5 protein-coding genes and 1 pseudogene are annotated in these 6,527 nt (G+C 49.9%); 3 read left to right on the forward strand and 3 right to left on the reverse strand.

Translation table 11 applies throughout. The features are described from left to right. The 3 genes and pseudogenes from DEF47_RS01655 to DEF47_RS01665 form a co-directional block, all read right to left on the reverse strand. A pseudogene (locus tag DEF47_RS01655) lies at nucleotides 1–302 on the reverse strand (hypothetical protein); the annotation flags it as partial. Nucleotides 303–370: 68 nt separating this feature from the next. After that, nucleotides 371–1,147 carry a histidinol-phosphatase gene (gene hisN, locus DEF47_RS01660; RefSeq protein ID WP_012191843.1) on the reverse strand — a complete coding sequence of 259 codons (777 nt, stop codon included), beginning with the start codon at nucleotides 1,145–1,147 and terminating at the stop codon, nucleotides 371–373. 27 nt (nucleotides 1,148–1,174) lie between these two features. Then, a complete protein-coding gene (locus tag DEF47_RS01665) occupies nucleotides 1,175–1,648 on the reverse strand; it encodes a MarR family winged helix-turn-helix transcriptional regulator (protein WP_012191842.1) in 474 nt (157 codons plus the stop codon). Nucleotides 1,649–1,833: 185 nt separating this feature from the next. Here DEF47_RS01665 and DEF47_RS01670 point away from each other — a divergent pair, with 185 nt between their 5' ends. The 3 genes from DEF47_RS01670 (at nucleotide 1,834) to DEF47_RS01680 (ending at nucleotide 6,413) form a co-directional block, all read left to right on the forward strand. Then, complete coding sequence (locus tag DEF47_RS01670; RefSeq protein WP_012191841.1) at nucleotides 1,834–5,625, forward strand: efflux RND transporter permease subunit; 3,792 nt, start codon at nucleotides 1,834–1,836, stop codon at nucleotides 5,623–5,625. 76 nt (nucleotides 5,626–5,701) lie between these two features. Beyond that, nucleotides 5,702–6,160 carry a GNAT family N-acetyltransferase gene (locus DEF47_RS01675; protein ID WP_012191840.1) on the forward strand — a complete coding sequence of 153 codons (459 nt, stop codon included), beginning with the start codon at nucleotides 5,702–5,704 and terminating at the stop codon, nucleotides 6,158–6,160. A 94-nt stretch (nucleotides 6,161–6,254) separates the two neighbouring features. Beyond that, complete coding sequence (locus tag DEF47_RS01680; protein ID WP_287044932.1) at nucleotides 6,255–6,413, forward strand: hypothetical protein; 159 nt, start codon at nucleotides 6,255–6,257, stop codon at nucleotides 6,411–6,413. Nucleotides 6,414–6,527: the final 114 nt, after the last annotated feature.

Genomic DNA, 6,527 nt, shown 5'->3' on the forward strand with positions numbered 1-6,527 from the left:
ACTTGGGGAATTTGAGGATGCCGCAGACGCGTCAGTAATTCAGCCTCAGTGGCGAACAGCCGCCGTGACTCATTACCACCCTTCAGAATCGTGCGTTTCAAAATACACTTACGATCAAAGGTGCGGGTATCTTCAGCGAGGTAGATTTGGCCTGTGCCGCCCTCACGTAAGGGCTGAACTACCCGATATTGGTTCATCACCAACGCACCAGCTACCAACAGTTGAGGTAGTGGTGCGTTGCATTGAGCACAGATTCGTTGATGGGCATTGGTGGTGGTCGCGCCACAAGCAGCACATTGCATAGAATGATCTCAAAATCAAAGGCTTTTAATTTATAATAAACGTCTACGTAAGTCAGCCTAAAAGGTGGCTAGATATGGCGTTGCTCGGTGGCTAAAATTGCTAGCACTTCTTGATGCAATGCCGCGTTGGTCGCCATTCCATCAGCACCCCAAATTGTCGCCTCGCCTGCCCATGTGGTGAAATGGCCGCCAGCCTCGCGCAAAATTGGCAGCATTGGCGCACAATCCCATGGATTCATAGCTGGATCAAGCATAATTTCGGCCCGACCAGTCGCCACCAACACATAGCCGTAGCAATCTCCCCATGTTCGTTGAAGTTTGGTTTTGCTGACAAGCGTTTCATAGGCATTAGAGCGCTTCATGGCCGAAGTGACTGAGGTGGTCAGCAAGGTGGCATCAGCCAGATTATCAACCTTGCTAACCTGAGCCGGGCGGCCATTCCAGCTACATCCTAAGCCATTGGCAGCCGCCAACATTTCATCGAAAGCAGGCAAATAGACCGCGCCAACACTGGCCTCGCCCTTAATTTCTAGCCCAATCAGCACGCCATAAAACGGCACACCATGAATAAAGGTTTTGGTGCCATCAATTGGGTCGATAATCCAGCGATAATCGGCATCGCCCTTTTGCTCGCCGTGCTCCTCGCCAATAATCGTATGGCTTGGAAAATAGCGCCCAATATAGTCGCGAATAATCGTTTCGGCCTCGCGATCGGCACGGGTGACGGGAGTGGCATCGCCTTTGGTTTCAACTTGAACATCGGCTCCAAAATAAGCCAGGGTTCGGCGACCACCTAAATAGGCCGCTTCGGTCGCAACATCCAACAGTTCACGCAAACTTGGCATGGCTTGAATCCTTCCATGGCAACACAATTAGCGTGGGCCATGGTAGTTGGCAGCATCCAAACGAGCAAGTTCGTGCACAAAACGCTCAACAATGCTGGAGAGTAATTCCAATTCTTGATTATTGAATTGCTCCATCAACTGCGACATATCGCGATAACGTTCAGCATTAATTGCTTCAATCTTTTTGCGCCCAGCATCCGTAAGCTCTACGAACACCACCCGCCGATCTTGCTCGTCACGCTCACGATCCACTAAATCGTTGGCGATCAAACGATCGACAATTCCAGTCAGGGTGGCGGGAGCATGCTGGGTAATGCGGCCAAGATCGCTCATCGTGGCGCGGCCTTGGTGGGCATCGAGCGCAATCAGCAAAATTGCTTGCGAAAGGGTTAAGCCCAAGCGTTCCATGGTTTGGCTGCTTTGGCGATGCGAAAGCCAGGTTAATTGACGAATCATATCGGAGATTGAGCTAAGTAGTGAACTACGATGTTCATCTTCCATAAAGTTTCCTCGTTGTGAACAATTGTGAAAAACAGAAGTACCAAGTCGTTTTGGGGCGTTTGGTCTCTTGACACGAAATTCACAAATCCTATAATAGTTCGCGTGCCGAAATATTCTCGACATATATAATCGTAGCGACAAATAATCTTGCCGTCAAACATTTTCGTGCCGAAAGGAGCCACCTAGTGTTGTGGTTTACACGTCAATCGCTTAAGCGCTCGCCAATTACGATCATGATCTCAGTGGTCTTGATCATTGCGGGGCTGGTTGCTTCAGCAGGGCTGAAACGGGAACTCTTCCCGGATATTTCATTCCCTATCGTCAGCATTACCACGATCTATCCGGGGGCTTCTTCTGAAACCATGGATAGCGAAGTGACATCGGTGATCGAAAAGGCCGTTAATGGCTTGTCGGGCGTTCAAGCAGTTCAATCAACTTCATCGGAAAGCTTTGCATTTACAATTTTGACCTTTGATGTTGATGTTGACCCCAAAGATGCCAAAGTTGAGGTTCAAGAGAAAATTAGCTCGCTGGCCTTACCTGAGAATGCTCAAAAACCTACAATTGGTACCTTTGATTTCAATTCGTTGCCAATTGTGGTTGCGAGTGTTAGCGGCGAGAACCTGAGCAATGTTCAGGCCCGAGTCGATGGCGAATTGATTCCAGCGCTGTCGGCAATTCCTGGCGTGAACAATGTGGCGGTTACTGGCGGCCAGCAAGAAAAAGTCTTGATTACGCTAGACCCTGAAAAAATGGCCGCAAATAACTTAACCCAAGCTCAAGTTGTGCAATTTTTACAAGCCAATAACTTGGTGTTTCCGGTAGGCACAATTACCGATGAAGGCCGTTCATTGCCTTTGCGCATTACCCACAAATATAGCTCAACCAACGAAATTGAAAATGTCGTGGTTGGGATCAAGGGCGTTGATCTGACTGGTGGAGCCGGCGGTGGCCTTGGTGGCGCAACTGGTGGCTTTGGTGGCGCTGCGGCTCAACCAACTGCGGCGGCTACTCCTAGCCCAACCCAAGCCCCAACCCAACCAGTCACAACTAGTTTGATTCCAGCAGCATTGCAAGGCTTTGGCATTACGTCGCCTGATCAAATCACACCTGCGGTGATTGCTCAATTTCCTGACGCTGGTCTGAGCCAAATTACGCTACCGTTAGCCTTGGCCTTGAGCGATGAAAGCCAAGCCGCTTTGGCTCAACGCTATCCCGAAGCTGAAGTTCCAGCCGAATTAGTGGCCTTTGGTATTAGTGCCCCAGACCAAATTACGCCAGCGGTGATTAGCCAATTTCCAGCAGCAGGCTTGGCACAGTTTCCAATAAACTTGGCTTTGGCCTTACCTGAAGCTAGCCAAACCGCCTTATCCGAAGCTTTGGCAGCGGCTCCTGCCGCTCCACCAACCCCAAGCAATGGGGCAAGTGCTTTGCCACCAGAGTTTGCCAATTTTGGCATTACCTCGCCTGAGCAAATTACGCCTGAATTGATCGATCAAATTCCAGCTCAATTCTTAAGTGCCTTTACCCCTGAATTGATTGCCTTACTTTCAGATGAAAGTCAAGCAGCCATCGCTCAAAAGCTTAATAACCCCGATGCTGCTGGCAGCACTGGTGTTCCTGAAGCCTTGTTGATTCGTTTGAAGGATGTTGGAACGGTTGAAGTTGGCGCAGTTGGCGGTAGCACGGTTACTCGTACCAACGGTCAAGCCAGCTTAGGCTTGGAAATTTCCAAAGATACGACTGGTAACACGGTCGAAATCGTTGAAGCCGTCGAAGCCGAATTTGCCAAATTCAACAATGGCGATTTGAAGATTCAGATCGTGAGCGAACAAGCCACGCCTATCAACCAAGCGGTAAGTGCCGTGTTGACCGAAGGCGCAATCGGCGCAGTCGTAGCCATCGTCGTGATCTTCTTGTTCTTGCGTTCGTTGCGCACCACCTTGGTAACCGCCGTTTCAATTCCACTTTCAATTATGGTGGCCTTGATTCTAATGCGTTTGCAAGGTTTCTCGCTCAACGTAATGACCTTGGGCGGTCTGACCGTGGCGGTCGGGCGGGTGGTCGATGACTCGATTGTGGTGTTGGAAAACATCTATCGCTACCTGAATAAAGGTGCAAATCGCCGCGAAGCCGTGATCGAAGGTACTAAAGAAGTTGCTGGCGCAATTACCTCATCGACCTTGACCACCGTGTGTGTGTTCTTGCCTTTGGGCTTGGTCGGCGGGATCGTCTCGAAGTTCTTCTTGCCCTTCGCCTTGACCGTAACTTATGCGTTGTTGGCTTCGTTGATTGTGGCAATTACGATTGTACCGCTCTTGGCGTTCCTGTTTATTCGCCAAACCAAAGAAGAGCCAGAAAACACTTGGATGCAACGCGCCTACACCCCAGCCTTGTTGTGGGCTTTGCGCAACCGCGCTTGGACTTTGGTGATTGCGTTTGCACTCTTGCTGGGTAGCTTTGGTTTCGTCAACTTCTTGAAATTTACCTTCTTGCCCGATAGCAGCGAAAAGTTGATTTCAATTCAGGTCTTTACGCCAGCCGGAACCGACCTTGATAGCACAGTTGCCAAAGCCGACGAAATTGAAAAATTGTTGTTGCCGCAACGCGATGCAGGCAAGGTTCGTGATATTCAAACGGTGATTGGTAGTGCTGGTGGTGCTAACCGCAACCGGGATCAATCGGGCGGAGCCAGTGCACCAAACAGTGCTCGCTTTAGTTTGACGATCAACAACGACAATGTGACCGACCCAACTGCCTTTGCCAAAGAGCTTGAGGCCCAAATCAAAGGCGTTGCAGGCTTAGATTCAGTGGCTGCCGAGGTTATTTCGCAAGGTGGCGGTCCAGGCAATGCAGGGCTTGACATCACCTTGGTTAGCTCGGATATCAATAAACTCCGCGAAGCCAACGACAAAATTATGGCAGCCATTGGCGGCAATAATGCCAGCGATCGCTTCGATATTGCCAATGTCAAGAGTGGTTTGGCCGAAGTTAAGCCTGAACTTGAAGTTGCAGTTGATCCTAAGAAAGCGATCGGTAGCGGTACGAGCACAGCTCAAATTGCTTTACAAATTCGCGCGTTGTTAACTGGCGAAAATGCTGGTACTGTCCAATTGGATGGCACTGACAAGCCTTTGGATATTTATGTTCAGGTTGATCCTGCGGCATTGGATGCTGAAAAGCTCAAAGCCTTAGAAGTTGGTACGATCAATCCTGTGCCACTTTCCGAGGTTGCGACGATTAGCGAAGTACCAGGCGCTAGCAGCATCGTGCGGATTAACGGCGACCGCGCCACTTCAATCTCTGGCCAATTTACCAGCGATGATACCTTCTCGACCCAAGCTGCAGTTGAGGCCGAAATTCGCGATAACATTGGCTTGCCCGAAGGCGTGATCATCCAAGCTGGGGCACAAGCTCAATCACAAACCGACACCTTTAATGATATGTTCCTCGCCTTGGGCGTGGCAGTTATCTTGGTGTATTTGGTGATGGTGCTCTCGTTTGGCTCGTTGATGAATCCGTTGATCATCCTCTTCTCGTTGCCATTGGCAATTATCGGGGTCTTGACTTCGTTGTTCATCACTGGCAAGCCACTTGGTATCACCACGATGATCGGGGTCTTGCTCTTGATCGGGATTGTGGTGACCAATGCAATCGTGTTGATCGAGTTGGTTGAACAATATCGTGAAGACGGCAAGCCGGTCTACGAATCATTGGTCCAAGCGGCTCGCGTGCGGCTCCGGCCAATTTTGATGACCGCCATCGCCACGATGGTTGCCTTGTTACCATTGGCCTTGGGTCTCAAAGAAGGCGGCTTCATTGGCGCAGACCTTGGGATTGCAGTGATTGGGGGCTTGTTTACCTCAACCTTCTTGACCTTGTTGGTCGTGCCAGTCGTCTATAGTTTGATCGAAAGCGTCAAAACTCGTTTTGGCTTCGCCGATAAGCATGGCAAGCCCGAAGCGGACGTAGCTTAATCGCTAGCTTGTTTCAGGTTGCAACGCAGGTTACCATCACGGTAGCCTGCGTTTTTTTGTAGCGAAAGGAATAAGCATGCGTGCTATGAGCGAAGCCGACTTCTTGTCAATTCAAGCGGTGATTGACGACTGGTGGGAGCGCCCGCTGAGCAGCCTGTTACAGCGTTGGATGTGCCATTATTTTAGTGCTAGCAGTTTTGTGATTGAGCAGGATGGCAAACTCGTTGGATTTTTGATTGGCCTCATCGATCAAACCAAGGCTGAGGCTTATATCCATATGGTTGGGGTTGCGCCCGAACTACGCCGCACAGGTTTAGCCCAACAACTGTATGAAAAATTCTTTACACTGGCCATTAGCCAACAATGTCGTACAGTTCGCGCAATCACTGCACCTGTCAATCAACGCTCAATCGCGTTTCATCGACGGATGGGTTTTGCGCTAGAGTTGGGCGATGGCGAGGCCGAGGGTGTGCCAGTTGTGCTTAATCATGCTGGGCCTGAGCAAGCCCGCGTTTGCTTTCTGCGCCAGTTGTGAGTACTATGCGCCACATTCGTGCCCACAAACGGGGATCTGTTGATTGCACAGCATTGAGTTAAAGCAAGCATTGGTGTGTGTAGGAGTTATGGTTATGTCCAAGCGGATGCGGAATTGGATTATTGGCTATTCGATTTTGTTCGTGGTGTTGGTGGTTGGTATGATGTTGCTCGATATTCCGTGGTATGCAGCAGTCGTGTTGACCGCAGTGGGCATGATCTATCAAACTGGGCGTTATTTGCTCTGGGATTAAATGACTGCCCTCACCTCAACCATTCATTTATAAAGACGCTTCACTGCAAATCAAGTGATGCTAGTTTCATCGTTAGGTTTGTGCCCTTCTCAAATTGTACTTTAGGGGGTTGCA

Source organism: Herpetosiphon sp. (genome assembly GCF_003512625.1).
Taxonomy (GTDB): domain Bacteria; phylum Chloroflexota; class Chloroflexia; order Chloroflexales; family Herpetosiphonaceae; genus Herpetosiphon; species Herpetosiphon aurantiacus.

Coding starts and splice junctions, on each gene's coding strand:
- DEF47_RS01665 (WP_012191842.1), bottom strand. CDS start 1,648: ATGGAAGATGAACATCGTAGTTCACTACTTAGCTCAATCTCCGATATG.
- DEF47_RS01680 (WP_287044932.1), top strand. CDS start 6,255: ATGTCCAAGCGGATGCGGAATTGGATTATTGGCTATTCGATTTTGTTC.
- DEF47_RS01675 (WP_012191840.1), top strand. CDS start 5,702: ATGCGTGCTATGAGCGAAGCCGACTTCTTGTCAATTCAAGCGGTGATT.
- hisN (WP_012191843.1), bottom strand. CDS start 1,147: ATGCCAAGTTTGCGTGAACTGTTGGATGTTGCGACCGAAGCGGCCTAT.